At 56.4% G+C, this 23,141-nt stretch carries 18 protein-coding genes and 1 pseudogene; 4 read left to right on the top strand and 15 right to left on the bottom strand.

Annotation, left to right across the window (positions count from 1 at the left end; genetic code table 11):
* Positions 1-11: 11 nt before the first annotated feature.
* Positions 12-932, top strand: a complete 921-nt coding sequence (locus EF096_RS09555) for an SPFH domain-containing protein (RefSeq protein WP_123889397.1) — start codon at positions 12-14, stop codon at positions 930-932.
* Positions 933-1,109: 177 nt separating this feature from the next.
* On the opposite strand, the gene EF096_RS09550 is transcribed toward EF096_RS09555, so the two are convergent.
* Both EF096_RS09550 and EF096_RS09545 read right to left on the bottom strand, forming a co-directional pair.
* Entirely contained in the window at positions 1,110-4,250 is a 3,141-nt protein-coding gene (locus EF096_RS09550; RefSeq protein WP_123889396.1) for an efflux RND transporter permease subunit, read from the bottom strand.
* On the bottom strand, positions 4,247-5,503 hold the full coding sequence (locus tag EF096_RS09545) for an efflux RND transporter periplasmic adaptor subunit (protein ID WP_158611257.1): 1,257 nt from the start codon (positions 5,501-5,503) through the stop codon (positions 4,247-4,249). Before EF096_RS09545 ends, EF096_RS09550 begins: the two co-directional genes overlap by 4 nt.
* Positions 5,504-5,766: 263 nt before the next feature.
* Here EF096_RS09545 and EF096_RS09540 point away from each other — a divergent pair, with 263 nt between their 5' ends.
* Positions 5,767-7,464: an AMP-binding protein gene (locus tag EF096_RS09540; RefSeq protein WP_218565750.1), complete on the top strand. Its 1,698-nt coding sequence runs from the start codon at positions 5,767-5,769 to the stop codon at positions 7,462-7,464.
* A gap of 49 nt (positions 7,465-7,513) precedes the next feature.
* Here the strand turns inward: EF096_RS09540 and EF096_RS20935 are convergent, their stop codons facing one another.
* The gene (locus EF096_RS20935; RefSeq protein WP_408003379.1) at positions 7,514-8,227 is read right to left on the bottom strand and encodes a methyl-accepting chemotaxis protein; all 714 of its coding nucleotides are present in this window, start codon (positions 8,225-8,227) and stop codon (positions 7,514-7,516) included.
* 162 nt (positions 8,228-8,389) lie between these two features.
* Positions 8,390-8,518: pseudogene (locus tag EF096_RS20930) on the bottom strand (HAMP domain-containing protein); the annotation flags it as partial.
* Between the two features lie 854 nt (positions 8,519-9,372).
* Here EF096_RS20930 and EF096_RS09530 point away from each other — a divergent pair.
* Together EF096_RS09530 and EF096_RS09525 are read left to right on the top strand one after the other, a co-directional pair.
* Positions 9,373-10,344: a calcium/sodium antiporter gene (locus EF096_RS09530; protein WP_123889437.1), complete on the top strand. Its 972-nt coding sequence runs from the start codon at positions 9,373-9,375 to the stop codon at positions 10,342-10,344.
* Positions 10,345-10,437: 93 nt separating this feature from the next.
* Entirely contained in the window at positions 10,438-11,154 is a 717-nt protein-coding gene (locus tag EF096_RS09525; RefSeq protein ID WP_235869690.1) for a VC0807 family protein, read from the top strand.
* Between the two features lie 213 nt (positions 11,155-11,367).
* On the opposite strand, the gene EF096_RS09520 is transcribed toward EF096_RS09525, so the two are convergent.
* From EF096_RS09520 to EF096_RS09470, 11 genes are all read right to left on the bottom strand, one after another.
* A complete protein-coding gene (locus EF096_RS09520) occupies positions 11,368-12,492 on the bottom strand; it encodes an aminotransferase class V-fold PLP-dependent enzyme (protein ID WP_123889392.1) in 1,125 nt (374 codons plus the stop codon).
* Between the two features lie 94 nt (positions 12,493-12,586).
* On the bottom strand, positions 12,587-13,090 hold the full coding sequence (locus EF096_RS09515) for a DUF4334 domain-containing protein (protein WP_218565751.1): 504 nt from the start codon (positions 13,088-13,090) through the stop codon (positions 12,587-12,589).
* Positions 13,091-13,130: 40 nt separating this feature from the next.
* A complete protein-coding gene (locus EF096_RS09510; RefSeq protein WP_123889391.1) occupies positions 13,131-13,736 on the bottom strand; it encodes a TetR/AcrR family transcriptional regulator in 606 nt (201 codons plus the stop codon).
* Between the two features lie 248 nt (positions 13,737-13,984).
* Positions 13,985-14,851: an ABC transporter permease subunit gene (locus tag EF096_RS09505; protein WP_123889390.1), complete on the bottom strand. Its 867-nt coding sequence runs from the start codon at positions 14,849-14,851 to the stop codon at positions 13,985-13,987.
* Entirely contained in the window at positions 14,848-15,729 is an 882-nt protein-coding gene (locus EF096_RS09500) for an ABC transporter permease subunit (protein ID WP_177412328.1), read from the bottom strand. Before EF096_RS09500 ends, EF096_RS09505 begins: the two co-directional genes overlap by 4 nt.
* A gap of 23 nt (positions 15,730-15,752) precedes the next feature.
* Positions 15,753-16,889, bottom strand: coding sequence for a polyamine ABC transporter ATP-binding protein (gene potA, locus EF096_RS09495; RefSeq protein ID WP_123889388.1), 1,137 nt, complete (start codon positions 16,887-16,889; stop codon positions 15,753-15,755).
* Between the two features lie 154 nt (positions 16,890-17,043).
* Positions 17,044-18,135 carry a polyamine ABC transporter substrate-binding protein gene (locus EF096_RS09490; protein ID WP_305955056.1) on the bottom strand — a complete coding sequence of 364 codons (1,092 nt, stop codon included), beginning with the start codon at positions 18,133-18,135 and terminating at the stop codon, positions 17,044-17,046.
* Between the two features lie 110 nt (positions 18,136-18,245).
* Positions 18,246-19,340, bottom strand: coding sequence for an extracellular solute-binding protein (locus tag EF096_RS09485; RefSeq protein WP_372237882.1), 1,095 nt, complete (start codon positions 19,338-19,340; stop codon positions 18,246-18,248).
* A 108-nt stretch (positions 19,341-19,448) separates the two neighbouring features.
* Positions 19,449-20,822: an aspartate aminotransferase family protein gene (locus EF096_RS09480; RefSeq protein WP_123889385.1), complete on the bottom strand. Its 1,374-nt coding sequence runs from the start codon at positions 20,820-20,822 to the stop codon at positions 19,449-19,451.
* 65 nt (positions 20,823-20,887) lie between these two features.
* On the bottom strand, positions 20,888-22,234 hold the full coding sequence (locus tag EF096_RS09475; RefSeq protein ID WP_123889384.1) for a glutamine synthetase family protein: 1,347 nt from the start codon (positions 22,232-22,234) through the stop codon (positions 20,888-20,890).
* A gap of 7 nt (positions 22,235-22,241) precedes the next feature.
* The gene (locus tag EF096_RS09470; RefSeq protein WP_123889383.1) at positions 22,242-23,003 is read right to left on the bottom strand and encodes a gamma-glutamyl-gamma-aminobutyrate hydrolase family protein; all 762 of its coding nucleotides are present in this window, start codon (positions 23,001-23,003) and stop codon (positions 22,242-22,244) included.
* Positions 23,004-23,141: the final 138 nt, after the last annotated feature.

Here is a 23,141-nt window from a genome sequence, read left to right as displayed (position 1 = left end):
AGCTTTAAAACATGGAAATGGCTACTATTCTCTCACTCGCGTTTCTTGTCCTGGTCATTGTTACCCTGGCCAAGACAGCGCGTATCGTACCGCAACGTTCTGCGTTTATCGTTGAGCGACTCGGTAAGTATGCAAAAACGCTGGAAGCGGGCTTTCACTTGCTGATTCCGTTCGTTGATCGTGTTTCCTACAAGCACACGCTGAAAGAAGAAGCGATTGATGTGCCTAGCCAGGCCTGTGTGACCCGCGACAATATTCAGGTCGTGGTTGATGGCGTACTGTATCTGCAGGTAGTTGACCCCAAGCTGGCCAGTTACGGTATCAACGATTACCGCTACGCCTCCATGCAGTTGGCGCAGACCACACTGCGTTCGGTCGTGGGTAAGATCGATCTGGACAAGACCTTTGAAGAGCGCGAAACCATCAACGTTCAGGTAGTTCAGGCGCTGGATGAAGCGGCCAAGCCGTGGGGCGTTAAAGTTCTGCGTTACGAGATTGCAGACATCGAACTGCCAGCAACCATCCTTGATGCGCTGGAAAAACAGATGCGTGCAGAGCGTGAACGTCGCGCGGTCGTGGCTCAGTCTGAAGGTGAACGCGAAGCCAAGATCAATGTATCTGAAGGTCAGAAGCAGGAAACCATCAACTTGTCTGAAGCTGACAAGCAGCGCCAGATTAACGAAGCTGAAGGTAAGGCCCGAGAGATCGAACTGATCGCCACGGCTACCGCCGAGGGCCTGCGCCGCGTTGCTGAAGCGATCAATACTGAGGGCGGCCAGGAGGCCGTATCGCTGCGCGTGGCTGAACAATACGTCAAGGAATTCGGTAAGCTGGCTCAGACCAACAACACCATGATCCTGCCGGCAGAGTTGAGCAATATTGGTTCAGCGGTAGCGGCGATCACCAAGACGCTGGAAGTGGCCAAGAAGTAAGCTTTCTGGCTACAAGCTACAAGCTACAAGCTACAAGCTACAAGCTACACAAGAACGGCTCCTGCGGGAGCCGTTCTTGTGTAAGCGAGCTGGCCATCTCGTCGTCTGACCAAATCGCGGCATCTGCAATTGACACGTTCGACGCCACTGCTTGATAGCCGCTTTCTTTTTAGCGCATCAGCCTGGCGCTTCTGCGCGGCGTTCGTTGCGTCTTTCCTTCCAGCCCTCCAACAATGACAACAAGGCTGGCACCACTATCAGCACCAGCAGGGTAGAGAACCCCAGGCCGAAGGCAATGGAGGTCGCCATCGGGATGAGGAATTGCGCCTGCAAGGACGTCTCGAACAACAGGGGTAACAGGCCGCCAATGGTGGTCAGCGAGGTTAGCAGGACGGCGCGCAAGCGTTGTACTACGGCTTCGTTCAGGGCCTCGTTCACCGCCAGCCCAAGGCGGCGTTGATCCTGATAGAAACTGACCAGGATAATCGAGTTATTCACCACGATGCCGGATAACCCGAACAGCCCGAATAGCGACAGTATGGTCAGATTCAGCCCCATCACCCAGTGGCCCAACACGGCACCTACCAGCGCGAGCGGAATAACGGACATGACGATCAGCGGGGTGCTCCAGGAAGAAAATACCCAAACTAGAACCGTGTACATCAGCAGCAGGCCGATAATCAGCCCGGTGCGCATATCGGCCAGCGTTTCCTGTTGGTCGACTGAGCGGCCCTCAAAGCTGTAACGCACGTTGTATTGGTTGGCCAGCTCGGGCAATTCGAGTGCGATACTTTTCAGCACCTGGCCTGCGGTGGTCTGGCTGGCATCAATATCGGCGGTTACGTCGGTCGCGAGCATGCCGTCGGCATGGCGTAGCGACTCGAACCCCTGGTTGTTGCCAAACTCGACCACTTGGCCCAGTGGCACGAAGCGCCCGTCGTCGAGACGAATGCTCAGCTCGCTCAGACTGGCCAGACTCTCGCGCTCGCTACGTGGCAGTTGCACTCGAACTTCGATCTCGTCCTGATCCTCCTGATAAATTTGCGCCAGGCGGCCATCGTAGGCGGCGCGCAGCTGGCGGCCCACGCTCTGGATACTCAAGCCCAGTGACTGGCCGTACGGTGTCAGACTGTAAACCAGTTGCTCACGGCCCCAGGCCATGTCGTCTTCAGTGCTGAGCACGCCTTCGATTGAGGCAATCATGACTGAGAGCGCCTCGGCGGCGGTTTTCAGCTGTTCCGGGTTGCTGCCGGTCAGGCGTACGTCCACATCCTTGCCGGGAGGGCCCCCTACCTGCTCGGTAATATTCAATTGATCTATGCCCGGCACCAGCCTGATACGCTCGCGCCAGGCGCGAATAAAGGCCTTGTTGCGCACATCACGGTGATCCGGTGATACCATTTCAATCAGCATGGCACCCAGGTTGTCACCCTGACGGGAACCGGCATTTTGGCTGATGACCTGGCCCTCTCGGGTGACCGCAGTCAGTATCAGGTCACCACCCATATCGGTCTCGGTTTCAGCCAGCGTCTGCTCTAGATGCCGCATAAAGCGGATCATGGTGTCCCGCGGAGTGCCGGCGACGAAGCTGACGTTGGCCTGGAGCATCTGTGGCTCGGGCGTAGGGAAGAAGCTGAAGCCGATGCGACCACTGCTCATCAAGCCGATAGTTATGATGACGGTCACCAGAGCGCAAGCCAGGGTGGCACCACGATAACGCAACGCCATGGCGGAAAATCGGCGAAACCGGCCGTCACGAAAGTCGTTGAAGCCCTTGTCGAAGCGGCCACGCACCGCGTCGACCTTGCCCATCAAAAGCGCGGTTCGCGACGTCCCCGTGTTTTTCTTGGTGGCGGGCTTGAAAGCGGAACGCAGGTGGTGTGGCAGCACCACAAAGCATTCCAGCAGAGAGGCGATAAGTACGCAGATCATGACGATGGGAATGTCGCCAAGGATGTTGCCAAAAATCCCGCCGACCATCAGCAATGGCATAAAAGCGGCGATAGTCGTTAATGATGAGGCCACTACGGGCCAGAACATCCGCTTGGCCGCGCCTTCCGAGGCCCGTTGTGACTGCTCGCCAGCACGAAAGTGCGCGTCGGCATCCTCGCCTACGACGATAGCATCATCAACAATAACCCCGAGTGCCATGATCAGGGCGAACAGTGAGATCATGTTGATTGATCCACCGATCAGCCAGAACACCGCCATAGCGGCAAGGAACGCGGTTGGGATGCCCACCGCTACCCAGAGTGCAACCCGGGCCGGTAGAAACAGGTACAACAGCACCATGACCAGTACCAGGCCGCTTAAGCCATTGTTCACCAATAAGCTGATACGGTCGTTGATCAATTGCCAGGACTGATCGTAGACATGCATGTTCAGTTCGGGTGGCAGGGTAGGTTTTACCCGCTCCAACCAAGTATTGAGTGCTTGCGCGGCCTCGAGTGAGTCGCCGTCCTCAGCGCGCTGCAATGACAGCTCCACGGCAGGCTGGCCGGCGTAGCGCAGCAGGACCTGATTGCGTCTGGGCTCCTGGCGAATCTCGGCAATGTCACCGAGACGCAAGTGACTGGTGCCGTTCGGCTGTAGCGGGATATTGGCGAACTGCTCGGCGTCGCGTCGTTGTTCAATGGCACGCAGTTCTCGAGCCGAGTCCTGCTCGCCCGCCTGCCCGGCGGGCAAGTCGCGGGACTCGGCATTGACCCGGTCGGCCACTTGATCCAGTGACAGGCCAAGTTGCTGCAAGGTGGTGTTGGGGATCTCGATACTGATTTGTTGCTCGGGCAAGCCGGCTTTTTCAATACGATCGATGCCGCTGGTCAGCAGGTCGTCTTCCAGCCGGTTGGCGATGGTGCGCAACTCGTGCGGCGTATAGGGGCCGTACAACAGCAATTTGGCGATAGGGTCATAGCGCGCGACCCGCACCACCTCGGGTTTTTCTGCGTCTGCAGGCAGGTTGCGGAATTCGTCGACCTGCTGTCTTGCGTCATCCAGAGCGATAACCGGATCGGTACCCTCTCGAAACTCCAGGGTAATACTCGACACGCCCTGCGCAGAGGTGGACGTCATGTTCTTGAGGTTCTGGATGCTGCGCAGGCGCTGCTCCAGCGGGATGGTGATGGCCTGTTCGATGTCTTCCGCAGCGGCGCCGTTCCAGATCACGCGCACGGTGACAAAGTCGAGCGCGAAGGTCGGGAAGAACTGGATGTTCATGCGACTCAAGCCGAGCAGGCCGCCGGCGAGCATAACCAGCATCAACAGGTTTGCGGCGACCTTGTGACGAACAAAAAACGCCAGCGGGCTGCTGCCACTCATGGCTGTTGCCCCGTGGCATCTTTCGTGGCTGGCGCCGAGGCCTCAACTTTCAAACCCTGGACTGCATTGGGCAGGTGAGTCGTCACCACTTCCATACCCGCCTTAAGCTCGGTCGAGCGCACCAGTACCCGGCGCTCGCCCTGTTCATTCATGGTCTCACCGACGCGCTGTACCTGGATACGTTGTAGCCGTCCATCGAGCACCTGATACAAAGTGTCGTTGCCGTAAAGCGCGCTGTAGGGTAGCGCAACGCTGTCGTTGCGCACCGGCCGCGCGACGCTAATCGCCAGCAGGTTGCCCAGCCTTAGCCCCGGCTGCGGTTGGTCAACGCTGAACAGCGCTTCCACGCCGCGCGCGTCGGCCTGGCCGGCGATACGCTTAAGGGTCAGGTGGATCGGTGGCTCAACATCCAGGCTTCGTGCTTTCAGCTGCTGACCATTCTGTAGTGCCTGGCTAAAGCTCTGACTATGAACCTGCGGTACCACGGCGCGTAACTCCATACCTTGTAAAGGGTAGAAGTCGAGTAGCGCGGCATTGACGTTGACCTGATCGCCAACGGCGGCCTGTACGTTGCCCACGACACCGTCAAAGGGGGCCAGGAAACGGCTACGCTCAGCGTCACGCAGTGTGCTGTCAAAGGTTGCCTGGGCACGCGCAACACGTGCTTCAAGGGCCTGCAACCGTGATGCAAAACTGTTGATGCTGCGTTGACGAATGGCGACAGTGAGGGCGGAGCGGTCAAGCGCGTCCTTGCTGTTTTCAAGCTCGGCCGTTGGCAGTACACCGCGCTCTATCAGTTGTTCGGTGCGCTCCAGATTCTTTTGCGCGTTAGCCTGAATGCGTTGTTCCAGGCGCAGCGCCTGCAGATCGTTCTGATGCGCTATTTTTTCGCTCTGCAACTGTGCTTTGGCATCTTCCAGATCGGCCTTGGCCTGCTCGACCCGAGGTTGGATGTCTGCTTCATCCAGCGCCATAAGCAGCTCCCCCTGCTTTATCTGTTCGCCATCCTTTGCCGGTAACGAGGCGATGCGGCCGGCCATAGGTGCAACCACAGTAAACAGCAAGGGCGATTCCAGCTGGCCATAGAGTGTCAAGCGAGGTGCGAAGGCATCAGGCTGAATAACTTCTGTCGCAACGCGCCAGCTGCGCTCCTGTGAGTTGACGGGGGCTGGATCGTCGCCGGTGAGGCGCAGCAGAATAAAGATGGCGATCCCCGTGGCTACTATCAGGATCGGTACAAGGCGTTTACGCATGGGGGTTCCGAATGGCAGAATTTTTTTATAGCCCTGTATAGCCTGTTGCCAGTGCATCGGGCAATAGCCCTGCGTGCCGTTATCAGTGCGTTTTTCATTGTCGTCCCGGCGACAGGCAGATGTGCTGCCTATGAGTCGACATATCTGCTATGGATATGAGTTCTCCAAAGCCGCTTGTGGGTCTAACGTGAGACAAAATAAAACGACCCACGCCGCGCGCCGGTGATAGGGCTGAATCACCTACTTTGTTGGAGGCAACGTCTGTGGCTACCGCACCGCGCTGGATACCGTCTTACCCTGAAAATGTTCGTTGGGACCTGCCGTTTGAGGCGCAACCGATTCCTGCGTTGCTCGATGCAGCAGTTGCCGAATTCCCGGAGAACTCGGCGATCGACTTTTTCGGCAGCAAGATGAATTACCGTGAGTTGAGCCACAAGGTGGCGCAAGCAGCTCGTGGGTTTCAGCGCTTGGGTGTCAAGCCTGGGGTGCATGTAGGCCTTTACCTGCCCAACTGCCCGCATTACTTCATCAGCTTCCTTGGCGTTCTGCGCGCTGGCGGCACTGTCGTCAATTATTCCCCGCTGGATGCCGAGCGCACGCTGGCGCACAAGATAGAGGATAGCGAGACCGATATCATGGTCACCCTGGGGCTGCAGGCCTTCTATCCGCGCATGGCGACGCTGATGCAGACGACTCGCCTGCGCCATCTGGTGGTGGGCGAGTTGACTGAGTTCTGCACACAGGCCAGCGATGAGCAGCGCAACCTCCTGGGGCCACAAGCGGCGCCGGTTCTAGGCGATGACTGCAGCAGTTTTGCGCAGCTGTTGGATAACCAGGGCGACTATCAGCAGCATGCTATTGACGATCCCGATAACTGTTTGGCGGTCCTGCAATATACCGGCGGTACCACGGGCGTACCCAAGGGCGCTATGCTGACCCACGGCAATGTTACGGCTTCTTGCGCGCAACTGCGGGAGGTGCTGAGTGCGGCAGTAGAGCCGGGCCAGGAGCGTGTGCTGGCGGTGTTGCCGCCATTCCATATTTACGCGCTGATGGTGAACATGATTTTCGGTCTGCGCGCTGCGGCCGAACTTTATCTGCACCCGCGCTTTGACGTGCCCACGGTACTCAAGGAAATCAGTGAAAGTCGAATCACTACCTTTCCGGGCGTGCCGACTATGTTTATTGGTCTGCTGAGTCACCCGCTGACGGCCAACTATGATCTGTCCTCGCTGAAAATGTCCAACTCCGGTGGTGCGCCCTTGCCGGTCGAAGTGCAGCAGCAGTACTTCAATCGTTCCGGTTGCACCTTGCGCGAAGGCTGGGGGATGACTGAAACCACCACAACCGGCACCTTTACGCCGAAAGATGCCACGCCAAGACCGGGCTCCTGCGGTATCCCGGTGCCAGGTTCACATATCCGTATTCTGCAGCTCGATGGCGGCGAAACCGAGATGCCGGTGGGTGAAAAGGGAGAGGTGTGCATCAAGGGGCCGAACATTACTGCTGGTTACTGGCGCCGGCCGGACGCGACGGCTGAAGCCATGACCAGCGAAGGTTTCCTGCGTACTGGTGACATTGGCTACATGGATGCTGATGGCTTTGTGTATATCGTCGATCGCACCAAAGACATGATTCTGTGCAGCGGCTATAACGTATACCCCCGTACCATTGAAGAGGCTATCTACGAGTTCCCCGGCGTAGAGGAAGTGTCGGTGATCGGTGTAACAGATGCCTATCGCGGGCAGGCGCCCAAAGCATTCATTAAGCTCAAAACCGGCGCTGAAGCATTCAGTTTTGAGACCTTGCAGGACTTTCTTGCCAGCCGCCTGGGTAAGCATGAGCGCTTGCAGAGCATGGAAATTCGACCTGAGTTGCCAAAGACCCCGGTTGGCAAGCTATCGAAGAAAGAACTCTATGAGGAAGAGCGCCAGAAGCAGGCCGCTGCGGCCAGCGCCTGAAGCGTAAAGCGGGTGGCTTAGGCCACCCGCTTTATTTTGGTTAACACGCTTACGCCGAGAGTCGCTGGGTAAGTGTGCTGAGCTCGCTGGACAGTCCGTGCAAGGTTTGGCTCGCGCGGGCAGTGTTATCGACTTCGGCCTGGTTGGCGCTGGCGATATCGGTTATTTCGGTAATGTTGCGTGAAATATCCTCCGCCACGCTGGTTTGTTCATCCGCCGCAGTCGATATCTGGCGGTTCATATCACGGATCGATTCGATGGCCTGGGTGATTTGCCCCAGGCGGTCACCCGCCAGCGTCACATGCTCCATGCTGGCTTCGCTGCGTGATTGCCCGTTTTCAATGGCTTGTACCGCTTCCAATGCACCGCTTTGCACATTATTGATGATCTGCTGGATTTCCGATGTAGACGCGGCCGTGCGCTGGGCGAGGGTACGTACCTCATCGGCCACTACCGCGAATCCTCGGCCAGCCTCGCCGGCACGGGCCGCCTCGATGGCGGCGTTCAGCGCTAGCAGGTTGGTCTGCTCGGCAATCCCCTGAATCACCTCCAGTACCTTGCCGATACGATTACTGTCGCCTTCCAGCCTGCGGATCACATCGGTGGTATGCGTAATTTGCTGCAGCATCTCTTGCATCGCTTGAATAGTCTGCTGCATGACCTGGCCACCGTGCTGGGCATTGGTATCTGCTTCGTCTGCAGCACGGGCAGCCTCGCCGGCATGCTGCGCAACTTCGGCGGCGGAGGCTGACATTTCCTGCATGGCGGTAGCGACCTGGTCGGTGCGAGAGAACTGGTCTCGGCTACCTTGGGCCATGCGTGTGGCGATGGTATTCAGCTCGCCACTGGCGCGGTCCAGCTCGCCGGTACTGCGCTGCAGTTGAGCAAAGGTATCGCTCAAGAAGCTGCGTAGCTGATTGGCGGCGCGCGCCAGAGTGCCCAGTTCGTCCTGCCGATCGGTGGTAATGGGGTCGCCCATACGGCCTTGGCTAAGCTGATCAATTTGATTGATCAGACGGGTGATGGGGCTAACCAAGCGTCGGTTAACCAGCATCATACTGGCGGCGCCAATGATCAACGCCGCAATGCAGAGCCCAATCAGGCCGTACCATAGTGTGCGTGTGGCGGTCTGGTTGATAGCGCTGCTGCTACTCAGTGCGCCGCTATTGATGTTGTCAGACAGTGCCTGCATTTGCTCGCTGACGTCACGGTCGATACCGCGCGCGCTGCGGTCGCCGGCGGTCGGGTCCATTCCCGTTGCAATATAGGCATCCAGACTGGTGCGATACTTGGTCGCCAGAAGTTGGTGTGCGTTGCTGAGTTTGTCTATCTCTGTCAGCGTAGCGGCACTGACGTCGAGCTGTTTGATCTCTTGCAAGGTCGCTTCAACTGACTGCTCTGCCGCTTCAAACTGTTTCCAGTACTTTTGTTGGTCGTCCGGATCGCCGCCGCGCAGAAGAACGTTTTTCCATTCCTGAACCTGGTTCTTAAATTCCAGATTGGCGCGATTGATCAGATTGGCGGCAGTCACCGGATTCTCCAGTAGGCTGCGATAGGAGCGAACATCACCGGCGAGTGAGCTGACGGTGACCAGCGCGACCAGCAACATTAGCAACAGACTCCCGCCCATGAGCAGGAGGGTTTGTTGGCGTAAGGAACGGTTTAGCGACATTGTCTTACCTTTAGCTTTTCGGCCGTTCCTGGGCCTGATTAAGTGTCCTGTTTCACAGTCTAGTCAAAGAGCTTGTGTGTGCAGCCTTTTATCGGGACGGTCGGCGGCGACACTCTGTTATCGGCCGCCACGAAAGATAGCTGAATTCTTTTGTAAAATCTGCAGCCTCTCGCCCCTGTTACCTGGGCGACCTTTCACTGATAATGGCGCCTTTAACACGATACAGGTATGCGATGATGTGGTTGGCTCTGGCGGCGGTAGTGGCGGGTCTTGCTCTATTGGTATGGAGCGCGGATCGCTTTGTGGATGGTGCTTCGGCAACGGCGAATCATGCCGGTATGCCACCCTTGCTGATTGGTATGCTGATCATCGGTTTTGGTACCTCGGCACCGGAGATGGTGGTCTCGGCGCTGGCCGCGGGACAGGGTAATCCGGGCTTGGCGCTGGGCAACGCCTTTGGCTCCAATATTACCAATATCGCCTTGATTATCGGTCTGGTTGCAGTCATCAGTCCCATCAAGGTGCACTCTCAAGTGGTGCGTAAGGAACTGCCTATCCTGCTGGGCATTACTCTGCTGGTGGGCTATCAGCTTATTGACGGTTTCTTGTCCCGCACGGACGCCTGGATACTACTCGGCGCGTTTTTCCTGATCATGGGGTGGTCTATTTTTCAGGGACTGCGGGGGCGTGGTGACAGCTTGTCACAAGACTTTGAAGAGGAGGTTGCCACTCATGCTATGCCCTTGGGCAAGGCGATCTTCTGGCTTTTGCTGGGTCTGGTGCTGCTGATTGTTAGTTCGCGCATCCTGGTCTGGGGCGCTGTGTATATCGCAGAAAGCATGGGCGTTAGTGATCTGATCATCGGTTTGACCGTTGTTGCTATCGGTACTTCACTGCCGGAGCTGGCGTCGTCCCTGGCTGCCATTCGCCGTAATGAGCATGACTTGGCGCTGGGTAATGTGATCGGCTCAGGCCTGTTCAACACCCTGGCGGTAGTGGGTATTGCCGCCGGTATTTCTCCACTCGCGGTTGACCCGCTCGTGCTGCAGCGTGATTGGGTGGTGATGTTTGCCTTGACTCTGTTGTTGCTGATTATGGGCTTTGGTAGCCGTGGCAAGGGCGGCGAGGTCACACGAGTCAACGGTGTGTTGCTATTGCTGGCCTACATAGGCTACACCGGCTATCTGGTCTCCACCATACTCACCTGACACTCCAAACAACTGGTCGGTCGGCGCTGGGAGCGCTGCGCCGGCCGGTGTATGATCCCTGCATTCCTTCCGGTAGAGGCTTCAATCCCCGCCATGACTGACGCAAAATCTGCAACGCCGCAACACAAACCCCGCCCGATGGTTGATCTGTTGGTTAGTATCCTGCTGCCATCAATCATCCTGATGAAATTCAGTGGTGAAGCTGATCTGGGTGCCAGCAAGGCGCTGATTCTGGCGCTGGCACTGCCCTTGTGCTGGGGGCTTTTTGAGCTTATCCAGTACCGGAAATTTAACTTTATCGCCTTGCTCGGGGTCGTCAGTGTCTTGCTGACCGGTGGCATTGGCTTGCTCAAGCTGGATCCGCAGTGGTTGGCGGTGAAAGAGGCTGCTGTGCCTGGAGTGATTGGCATTGCTGTGCTGGTGTCTACCCGCACGCGTTACCCCTTGATTCGTACCCTGTTGTACAACGAGAAAGTAATCAACGTGGCGCGGGTGCAAGAAAGACTTCAGGCGCGTGGGCAGGTCGAGATATTCAACCAGCGTCTGCTACGTGCGACCTACTTCCTGGCGGGTACGTTCTTCTTCTCCTCGGTGATGAACTACATCGTTGCGAAATGGATCGTTATCAGCCCGGCCGGCACTGAAGCCTTCAATGAAGAGTTGGGGCAGATGACGCTGGTCAGCTACCCGATGATCGCCATCCCGTCCATGATCATGATGATGGCAATCCTGTTCTATCTTTGGCGCACTATTCATGGTCTTACGGGGCTGAAGATGGAAGAGATTATGGCGGCGCAGCCCAAGGGGTGAGCGCAGCTGTACGCTTGAAGCTGAAAGCTTGAAGTAGTCCGCAGCGAGTACGGTTTTTGGGTTGTTCTGCGACGTGGAGCTTGAACGATTGAACGTAGTCGCCACCCTGATCACTTCCAGCTTCCAGCTTCCAGCTTCCAGCTTCCAGCTTCCAGCTTCCAGCACAAAAAGCAAACCCGGTATAAGGCCGGGTTCGCTTGCCGCTGAGCTAGCTCAGAGCTCGTCCAATGCCTTGCGCAGGGTTAGTACGGTACGGTCAATGTTGTGCAGTTTGTCCAGGCCGAACAGGCCGATGCGGAACGTTTTGAAGCCCTCTGGTTCGTCGCACATCAAAGGGACGCCAGCGGCGGTCTGCAGACCGAGTTGGCCGAAAGCCTTGCCGCTTTGCAGGCCATCGTCGGTGGTGTAGCTGACGACCACACCGGGTGCGCCGAACCCTTCAGCGGCAACGCTCTTGAAACCTTTGTCATGCATCAGCTCGCGCACCGCACGGCCTAGCTCCAGCTGTTCCTGTTTGACCTTGTCAAAACCGTAGTCACGGGTTTCCAGCATGGTGTCACGGAAGGCCAGCAGGGCGTCGGTCGGCATGGTTGCGTGGTAGGCGTGACCGCCGTTCTCGTATGCCTGCATGATCTGCCGCCATTTTTTCAGGTCGGCAGCAAAGCTGCTGCTGGTGGTGGTTTCCAGTGCTGCTTCGGCGTGCGCGCTGAGCATGACCAGCGCGCTACAAGGTGACGCGCTCCAGCCTTTCTGCGGTGCGCTGATCAGTACGTCAATACCGCAGGCCTGCATATCAACCCAGACGGTGCCAGAGGCGATGCAGTCGAGTACGAACAGGCCGCCGACTTCGTGCACTGCATCAGCTACTGCACGCAGGTAACCGTCAGGCAGAATAATGCCGGCAGAGGTTTCAACGTGCGGTGCAAAGACGACGTCCGGTTTGTTGCTGCGAATCTCTGCGACCACATCTTCAATTGCTGCCGGGGCAAATTCCGGCTGAGTACTGGCGTCCGACTTGCTGGCTTTGAGTACAGTTTCGCTGGCCGGGATGCGGCCCATCTCAAAAATTTGGCTCCAGCGATAGCTGAACCAGCCATTGCGCAGTACCAGACATTTCTTGTCGTGAGCGAACTGGCGTGCAACGGCTTCCATGCCATAGGTGCCACCACCGGGAACCACGGCCACGCCTTGTGCGTTGTAGACGTTCTTCAGGGTGCTGGAAATGTCGCGCATGACCTGCTGGAAGGTCTGAGACATGTGGTTTAGTGAGCGATCGGTAAAGACCACAGAATATTCAAGCAGGCCGTCGGGGTCGATGGCGGGGACCAGTTTGGACACGGGGCTCTCCAGTCAGGGGCAAAAAAAACGCCGGTGTGAACCGACGTTGGCGATGCCATATCCTAACCCTATTTGCGCCTTGGCGCAGCGTTGGCTATTTGTCGCGGGTCAGGTGGAAGAAGAAATCCAAGGGTTTGCCCTTTATATCGCCCAGGCCGATCACAACGTTGTCGTTCACCTTGCGGAAGTAGTCGATGATGGGTTGTTGATCATAGATCAGCGCCGCGGAAACCTGGCCGGCAAATACCATCTCGCGGATTTGTGCACGGCCCAGTTTTTCGTAATTTTGCAGCTCACCGTCCGGCCCGGGATAGAGAATGGGCTCCACATCGTTAATGCTGTTGAAGCGCTTGCCATACCAGTTCAGGGGGTCGGGCTCGACGCCGCCGTCGAACTTGCCGCCATGCCAGGTGCCGAGCATGAAATCCAGGTTGACTGGTTCCAGTTGCTCGAACAATGGCATTAATGTCTCGGCTGAATAGGCATCGCCACTTTCAATCATTTGCATGAATTTGTCTTCTACTTCGCCAGCCATAACACCTCCGCTAAGTGCTGCAGCCAAGCCCAGCGTGCTGATGGATTTTGCAACCTTGTTCATTGTGTCTGCCTATATTGTTTGCCAGGCAGCAAGGTATGGATCAGCCCGTACACATCGTCCAGCACGCTGCAAAAGCGGCATCTATGTCGCTTTGTTGCAGTATCAGGTGACCGTCGCGCTCAGCCCTGATCAGGTTCACAAAGGCGCCCCATACCAGGCTCATCAGCACTTCCGGACGTACGTCGCTACGAAATTGTCCCTGTTGCTGCAACTGCCGGTATTGGGTAACGATTGGCCGGAGAATTTTTTTCTCAAGCGCACGGCTCTTCTCATCGAGATAGGGCCGGTGATCCTGCAGTTCCATAAACATGTAAGCGTCAGGGTCGCTGCGACTGAAATCCGCCATGCGTTGCCAGACCGCTGCAAACAGCTGTTTTGCCGGCAGCGTCAGATCCAATCCGCCGTAAAGCCTTATGCTGTTTGCCCGTTTCTGCTCGCGAAATAGCTCGTTGACCAGGGCTTCCTTGCTGCTGAAATAGCGATAGATAGTACCGGTGCCGACCTGCGCCTGTTCAGCTAGGGCGGGCATGGGAACGCCGTTAACTCCGCCTGCGGCAAAGACTTTCAAAGCTGCGTCCAGGATGGCCTGGCGCTTATCCTTGATCCGTGGGCGAGGTTTTTTTTCGGGGGTTGAATGAGTGTTCATTTACGCATTCTAACCACTATCGCTGGTTTGTACAGTGCGTTACCGGGCACTGCAACCGTATTGAATGAATGTTCATTCAATACGGTTAGATTAGATCTCTTTTGCGTAAATGCCAACCGTTTTCTGTGGCTAAGGAGGGGCTGGTAACCGGAGTGGGTTTGATTGCGCACGTGAGTCCGGTCGGAAGGACAGACCTTCGGCAGGGCAATAGGCCTGGCCGAAGGTCTTGGTCTTGCTATCAGAACGGGTTAGTTGCGACGGCTTTCTATCACCGCCTGCCAACTGACCGCTTCGTCGTCTTCTGGTGGCTTGCCACGGCGTTTTTCGGCGCCGCGGGCAATCAGCCAGGCGATCAGAGTGAAGATCGACACCGTCAGGAGAATCACGCTGGCAATGGCGTTGATCTCGGGTTTGACACCCAGGCGCACTGACGAGAAAACTTCCATCGGCAGGGTTGTCGAGCCGGGGCCCGATACGAAGCTGGCCAGTACCAGGTCATCCAGCGACAGAGTGAAGGACAGTAGCCAGCCTGCAGCGATCGACGGCGCGATCATCGGTACTGTGATCAGCAGGAAGGTCTTCCAGGGGCGTGCGCCAAGGTCCATGGCGGCTTCTTCGATAGACTGATCCAGTTCGCTCAGGCGGCCGCTGACCACTACCGCTACATAGGACGTGCAGAAGGTGACGTGGGCGATCCAGATGGTCACCATGCCACGTTCTGCAGGCCAGCCGACCATCTGCGCCATAGCCACGAACAGCAGTAGCAACGACAGACCTGTGATCACCTCTGGCATAACCAGCGGCGCGGTGACCAGACCGGAAAACATGGTACGGCCGCGGAAGCGCTTGATCCGGGTCATGACAAATGCTGCCAGGGTTCCCAGGCAGACAGCTGCGCAGGCGGTGAAGAAGGCGATTTCCAGGCTGCGCTTAACCGCGTTCATTAGCTGGGTGTTGTCCAGCAGGCCGACATACCAGTGCACCGACCAGCCGCCCCACACGGTAACCAGACGTGAGGCGTTGAAGGAGTAGATCACCAGAATAACCATGGGGATGTAGATAAATGCCAGCCCCAGCCAAAGCATGACGGTGGAGAAACCGGGACGCTTGCTCATGATTTCTTCTCCATTTCCTTGGCTTGGTTATAGTGGAACAGGATCAGGGGAACGATCAGGATCAACAGCATCACTATCGCCAACGCGGATGCCACCGGCCAGTCACGGTTGTTGAAGAACTCCTGCCACAGCACCTTGCCGATCATCAAGGTTTCCGGGCCGCCCAGCAGCTCGGGAATGACGAACTCACCGACCACCGGAATGAAGACCAGCATCGAGCCGGCGATGATGCCGCTTTTGGACAGCGGAATGGTGATGGTCCAGAACGCCTTGATCTTGCCTGCCCCCAAGTCCATTGCGGCTTCCAGCAGAGTGTTGTCGTGTTTGACCAGGTTGGCATACAGCGGCAATACCATGAAGGGTAGGTAGGCATAGACCACGCCGATATAGACGGCGATATTGGTGTTTAGAATTTGCAGCGGCTCATTGATCACGCCTATGTACATCAGCGCGGTATTCAGCAGGCCGTTGTTACTGAGAATGCCCATCCAGGCGTATACGCGGATCAGGATGGCGGTCCAGGTTGGCATCATCACCAATAACAGGTACACCAGCTGCTTTTCTTTCGGTGCCCGAGCGATGGCATAGGCCATCGGGTAGCCGAGTAGCAGGCAAATGACGGTCGAGAAGAAGGCAATCTGCAGCGAGCCGAGATAGGCTGCCAGATAGAGGCCGTCCTGCGAGAGGAAAATATAGTTGCCGAAATTGAGCACTACGTTGAGCGTTTGCTCTATGTACTGAAAAATCGGATCGTAGGGCGGGATAGCAATGGCCGCCTGCGAGAAGCTGATCTTCAGTACGATGGCGAACGGCAGCAGGAAGAACAGCAGCAACCATAGATAGGGCACGCTGATGACCCACAGGCGCCCGCTCGGCAATAGTCGTGAGAGCGATGGCGTTTTCATGAGTGCAAAATAACCCCGCTGTCGTCTTCCCAGCTGATGTAAACCTCGTCTTCCCAGGTCGGCCGCGGCAAGCGGCGCTCGGAGTTAGCCATGAAGGCCTGCACAATCAAGCCACTATCGAGCTTGATGTAATACACCGAGTGGCCGCCAAGATAGGCGATATCGTGTACTTCACCGTGTGACCAGTTGTACTCGGTATCTGGTCTTTCGGTGGAAACCCAGACTTTTTCCGGCCGCAGCGCGTAGATGATATTTTTATCCTGGGCACGGGTAGAGATACCGTGTCCAACATAGATCGGGTGGTCGAGCACCGGACACTGGATGATCGCGTGATCCTCCACGTCGACACTGATTTCACCTTCAAAGATATTCACGCTGCCGATGAACTCGGCGACATGACGGCTTAGTGGACTCTCGTAAATATCCATTGGCGTGCCGACCTGCGCGATCCAGCCTTGGTGCATGATCGCAATGCGCTGGGCCATGGTCATGGCTTCTTCCTGGTCGTGGGTCACCATGATGCACGTCACGCCGACACGCTCGATGATTTCCACCAGCTCGAGCTGCATTTGTGAACGCAGTTTCTTGTCCAGTGCGCCCATTGGCTCGTCCAGTAGCAGAACTTTTGGGCGTTTGGCCAGTGAGCGTGCCAGCGCAACGCGCTGACGCTGCCCGCCAGACAGTTGATCAGGCTTGCGCCGGGCATACTCGGTCATGTGCACCAGCTTAAGCATCTCCTGCACACGATCGTTGATCTCGGTGCGGCTCATCTTGTCCTGCTTGAGACCAAAGGCGATGTTTTGCTCAACGGTCATATGCGGGAAGAGCGCATAGGACTGGAACATCATGTTGATGGGGCGTTCATACGGCGGTAGGTCGGTAATATCCTGGCCGTCGAGTAGTACCCGACCTTCAGTTGGCCGCTCAAAGCCAGCAAGAATGCGTAGCAGGGTAGATTTACCTGAGCCAGAGCCACCCAAAAGCGCGAAGATCTCGCCTCGATTGATGGTGAGACTGACGTCATCGACTGCCAGCGAATCATCGAAACGCTTACTGATGCGCTCAATTTTAACGTACTCATCGGGCTCGGCTTTGGCCATGGCCTGTTTCATGGCCCCTGCTGCACCAACCATAATTTTCTCCGCGTATCTTTCCACCGGCTTCTGCGCTATCGGGAAGGCAGAATGCACTTGTTATTACCGACCCGGCCTTTGCGCCGCGTCGAGCTTATATTCTGTGGCACATCCAATAAGGGCTGCCCATGGGCAGCCCTTATCCAGGTTACTGTTAGCGGCCTGACTTGATGCGGCTCCAGGCCCGAGTCATCAAGCGCTGACCAGCCATAGAACGAGGTACGTTGACGTACAGTCGGCTCATGATCTCGTCAGACGGATAGATGGCCGGATCGTTGCGGATTTCCGGATCAACCAGATCGCTCGATGCCTTGTTGGGGTTGGCGTAAGCGACATAGTCGGTAATCGGCGCGATCACGTCAGGACGCAGCACATAATTGATAAAAGCGTGAGCTGAGTCGGGGTTTGAGGAATCCTTGGGAATTGCCAGCATGTCAAACCACAAAGTGGCGCCTTCCTTGGGGATTATGTAGTTGATCTCAATACCATTCTCGGCCTCTTCGGCACGTGCAGCAGCCTGGAAGATATCGCCGGAGAATCCTGCAGCGACACAGATGTCACCGTTGGCGAGGTCAGAGATATAGCGTGAAGAGTGGAAGTAGGTGATGTCTTTGCGCACACCGAGCAGCAGCTCTTCCGCTTTTTTGATGTCGTCAGCGTTATTGGTATTCGGATCCAGGCCCAGGTAAGCCAGTGCGTTTGGCAGCATCTCGTCCGCCGAATCAAGCATGGCAATACCGCAGCTGGTCAGCTTGCTGGTGTATTGGGGGTCGAAAATCAGTGCCCAGGAGTCCAGTGGTGCATCGTCACCGAGTGCCGCTTTCACTTTCTCGATGTTATAGCCAATACCGTTGGTGCCCCACAAATAGGGAATGGAGTGTGCGCTGCCCGGATCGATACTTTCCATCTTCTCCATCAATTCGGGGTTCAGGTTGCTCATGTTCGGCAACTTGCTATGGTCCAGCTCCATGTACACGCCGGCGGCGATCTGCTTGGTCAGATAATTGTTGGACGGTACGACAATATCGAAACCCGAGCGACCGGTCAGCAATTTAGCGTCCAGTACGTCATTGGAGTCATACACATCGTAGGTCACCTGAATGCCGGTTTCTTTCTCGAAATTGGCAATGGTGTCTTCTGCGATGTAGTCCGACCAGTTGTAAATATTCAGCTTGCCGTCAGCCTGAGCCGTCGCCACGCCACCTATGAGGGCGGCAGTGGTCAAGGCCATTAATGTTTTCTGCATGGGACGCTTCATGGTCTCTCCTATTCAGACTCCAGCTTTATACCTGGTCTGATTTCTTGGGTTCGGCCGGGGCGGAACGCCACCGGCCATCGCTAATGGGGTCTTGTGAGTTACTGGCCTGACTTGATACGGGTCCAGACGCGAGTGCGGACACGTTCAATGTTGGGTGGTAGCTCAGCCAAGGTAAACAGTTTGTCTAGCGTCTCGTCACTAGGATAAACGCCAGGATCGTTCAGTACGCTGTCATCTATCATGGGCTTGGATGCCTTGTTGCCATTGGCATAAGCCACATAGTTGGAAATCTCAGCGATCACCTCTGGGCGGAGAATATAATTCAAAAAGGTGTAAGCGTTATCGACATTTTTTGCGTCGCGCGGCATGACCATCATGTCAAACCACATGGCGGCGCCTTCTTTCGGAATGACGTACTTGACCTCTTCGCCATTGCCGGCTTCCTCGGCCCGCGCGGCAGCCTGCAGAATGTCGCCCGACCAGCCTACAGCGACACAGATATCGCCGTTTGCCAGATCAGTAATGAATTTGGACGAGTGGAAGTAGGTAATGTACGGACGAACCGACATCATCAGTTCCTGCGCCTTTTCATAGTCCGCGGCATTGGTGCTGTTAGGATCCAGGCCTTGATAGAACAGGGCAGACGGGATGACCTCCGCGGGGGCATCAAGGAAGGCTACGCCACAGGACGCCAGTTTCTCCATGTTCTCTGGTTTGAATACCAGATCCCAGGAGTTAATCGGCGCGTCTTCGCCCAGCACTTCCTTAACCTTGGCTTCGTTGTAGCCAATGCCGGTAGTGCCCCATAGATAAGGAAAGGCGTATTGGTTGCCGGGGTCGTTGGTCTGGAGTGCCCGCAGAAGCGTTGGATCCAGGTTTTCCCAGTTTGGCAGCCTGCTGCGATCCATCGGAATAAAGGCCCCCGCCTTGATTTGCTTGCCGAGGAACTGGTTGGACGGTACGACGATGTCGAATCCCGAACTACCGGACAGCAGCTTGGCTTCCAGTACTTCGTTGCTGTCGAATACGTCATACACAACGCGGATCCCGGTTTCCTCCTGGAAGTTGGCCAGCGTATCTTCCGCGATGTAGTCCGACCAGTTGTATACGTTCACCACGCCTTCTGCCTGAGCCGCTACGCTGAAGGATACAGCGGTAGCGGTTGCGAGCAGTGTCTTGCCCAGATGCTTGATCATCTTTCAGCTCTCCATCCATTGTTTGGAAATGCAGTGTCGGGATGCTTTGGCGCCCCTTGGGTAAAACGTTCCTTGGCAAGCATAGTCAGTTGCAGGGCTGGGCGCTTAAACGCCCAGCTTTTCCGCCGTCTGGTCCAGCACAGTCCAGATCTTGCCAACCATCTCGTCGATTTCGGCTTTGCTGATTACCAGTGGCGGCGACATGATCATGGTATCGCCAACCGCACGCATCACCAGGCCGTTACTGACACAGAAATCGCGGCATAGAGATCCGGTTGATCCCTTGTCCGGGAAACGTTCCCGAGTCGCCTTGTCTTTTACCAGTTCGATTGCGCCGAGCAATCCAACACCGCGTACTTCGCCAACCAGACGGTGCTCCGCCAGCTCGGCAATCTTTTCTTGCAAGTACGGTGCCGCTTCTTGCTTGACGTAGTCGATCAGCTTCTCATCGTGCATGATCCGCAAATTTTCCAGGCCGACTGCCGCCGCTACCGGATGTCCGGAGTAGGTATAGCCGTGGAAGAACTCGCCGCCGTGCTCGATCATCGTGTCCGCTACGCGGTCACTGACGATCACGCCGCCCATGGGCAGATAGCCAGATGTCATACCCTTGGCAATCGGCATAAAGTCAGGCTTGAGATCATAGTATTGGCTACCGAACCATTCGCCGGTGCGACCAAAGCCGCAGATAACTTCGTCAGCAATCAGCAGAATGTCGTACTTGGCCAGGATGCGTTTGATTTCTGGCCAGTAGGTGTCTGGTGGAATGATGACGCCGCCAGCGCCCTGAATAGGTTCTGCAATGAAGGCGCCGACCTGGTCGATACCCAGTTCCTGAATCTTGGCTTCCAGCTGTTGTGCCGCCCAGATACCGAATTCGTCGGGGCTCATGTCGCCGCCTTCGCCGTACCAGTAAGGCTGCGGGATATGCACGATACCCGGGATCGGCAGGTCCCCCTGCTCATGCATGACCGACATGCCGCCCAGGCTGGCGCCGGCGACTGTCGAGCCGTGGTAGCCGTTGATACGGCTGATGATGGTCTTCTTGCTGCTTTTACCTTTCAGATCCCAATAACGGCGCACCATGCGCAGTACGGTATCGTTGGATTCTGAGCCTGAACCGGTAAAAAATACGTGGTTCATGTGCTCTGGGGCGATGTCGGCGATAGCCTTGGCCAGCTTGACTGCAGGCGGATTGGCGCACTGGAAGAAGCTATTGTAGTAGGGCAGCTGCAGCATCTGCTTGTAGGCGGCTTCAGCTAGCTCTTTGCGGCCATAGCCGATGCTCACGCACCACAGGCCAGCCATGCCGTCGAGTATCTTATTGCCCTCGCTATCCCACAGGTATACCCCTTCGGCACGCTCGATGATGCGCGTGCCGCGCTCGCCAAGCTCCTTGTGGTCGGTAAAGGGATGCAGGTAATGCGCTGTGTCCATGGCCTGTAGCTCGGCCGTACTTAGTTTGTGCTCACTGTTCATTCGGTACTCCTTATCTCCGTGCTGCCAAGCGGGCTGGCGCTTGGCAGACTCTGTAATGAAGCGGGTTAAACGCTCAGTAGCAGGAACTCACGTTCCCAAGAGCTGATGACCCGTTTGTAGTTTTCGTGTTCGGCGCGTTTGACGGCGACGTAACCTCGGCAGAACTTGCTGCCCAGGACGGCTTCCACATCCTTGCATTGCTCCATCCGCTCCAGCGCTGCCTCGAGGGTAAATGGCAGGCGCAGGTTGCGGCGCTCGTAGGCGCGGCCTTTAACCGGGGCTGATGGCGACATTTTGCCAACCATGCCGAGGTAGCCGCACAAGAGGCTGGCGGCAATGGCGATATAGGGGTTGGCGTCCGCACCGGGTAGACGGTTCTCTACACGGCGGTTTTGCGGGTTGGAATCCGGCACGCGTAACCCGGCGGTACGGTTCTCTTCACCCCATTCGACGTTAACCGGTGCCGAAGTATCGGGCAGGAAGCGACGGAACGAATTCACGTTGGGGGCGAACAGCGGCAGTATCTCGGGGATATAGCGCTGCAGGCCGCCGATATGATGCAGAAATAGCTCGCTCATGCTGCCGTCTTCGTTGGAAAAGACATTCTTGCCGGTCTTGCGGTCAATGATGCTCTGGTGCAAGTGCATGGCACTGCCGGGCTCATTGGTAATGGGCTTGGCCATAAAGGTGGCTGTGATGTCGTGCTTGAGTGCGGCTTCGCGCATGGTGCGCTTGAAAACCAGTACCTGGTCGGCCAAATGCAGCGGGTCACCATGACGGAAGTTGATTTCCATCTGGGCGGTGCCTTCCTCGTGGATCAGCGTATCCAGGTCCAGGCCTTGGGCCTCGCACCAGTCATACATATCCTCGAACAGCGGATCGAACTCGTTGGCTGCATCTATGGAGAATGACTGACGTCCGGTCTCCTGACGGCCAGAGCGACCCACCGGTGCCTGCAAGGGCAAATCAGGATCTTCGTTACGCTTGGTCAGATAGAACTCCATCTCTGGCGCTACTATTGGCTGCCAACCCTTTTCTTCATATAGCTTGAGTACGGTCTTGAGCACGTTGCGTGGCGACATCTCGATAGGGTTGCCCATCTTGTCGAAGCATTCGTGAATGATCTGTGCCGTAGGCTCAAGCGCCCACGGTACCAGGTAGATGGCGTTTTCATCCGGCTTACAGATTATGTCGATGTCGGCCGGATCCAGCAGGTCGTAATAGATGTCGTCTTCGACGTAATCACCGGTTACTGATTGCAGCAGAATGCTTTCGGGTAGGCGCATGCCTTTTTCCGAAATGAACTTCATCGTCGGGGCAATTTTCCCACGGGCGATGCCGGTCAGGTCGCTGACCATACACTCTACTTCAGTAATTTTGTGTTCTTTCAACCACGCTTCAATCTTGTTCATAATTGCCTCAGGAGTGCCGCGACGCACGGGCTCTGCAGGCGTCACCAAACGCCTGGAAAATGGATAGGTAAAAGGAGTTGTTCTTTACCTGCCATTCGGGATGCCACTGTACGCCGAGGGCGAAATTGGGTGCCTGGCGGACCGAGAATGCCTCGATCAGCCCATCGCTTGCTCTGGCTTCAGGCTGCAGCTCGGGCGCGAGTTTGTCTACACCCTGCGTATGCAGAGAGTTGACCTGCGCTGAGCTACAGCCTGCTATATCGTAGAGCAATCCTCCCGGTTCGACCTGAACCTCGTGGGATAAGCCATACTGAATGTCGACCGGCTGGTCTTTGGGCTCGCGGTGTTCGATATAGCCACCGACCTCATGCAGCCGTTGGTGCAGGCTGCCACCGAAGGCGACGTTCATTTCCTGAAAGCCGCGGCAAATCCCGAGTACCGGTACGCCGCGTGCTATTGCCGCCTTGATCAACGGCAGTGTGGTCGCGTCGCGCTTGGGGTCGTGTTTGGTGCCCTCTGCGCTGGCAGCGCCGTTATAGTGGTGCGGCTCGACGTTGGAGGGCGAGCCGGTGAACATGATGCCATCGAGCAATTCCAGCAGTTGCTCGGTATCCAGGGCGCTCCCTAAAGCCGGAATCAGCAGCGGCAGGCCATTGGCGCCATCGACGACGCCGAGGATGTATTTTTCACCAACAATGTTAAAAGGATGCAGGCCGATTTGCTCGGTGCAACAGGTAATGCCAATTAGTGGTTTGCGTTCGACGGACATAGCTGGAAGGGGTCCAAGGTCTGTGGTGAATAACTTACGCGAAATCATTGTTGTTCGATTTTTCATACAATAGCAATAAAAAATATTTAACACAAAACGCCAAAATCGAAGAACGAATCGCGCTGAGATGGAGCTCAT

It is taken from the genome of Pseudomonas neustonica, from assembly GCF_003797945.1.
In the GTDB taxonomy this organism is placed as follows: domain Bacteria; phylum Pseudomonadota; class Gammaproteobacteria; order Pseudomonadales; family Pseudomonadaceae; genus Halopseudomonas; species Halopseudomonas neustonica.
This window is presented reverse-complemented; position numbering and strand designations above follow the sequence as displayed.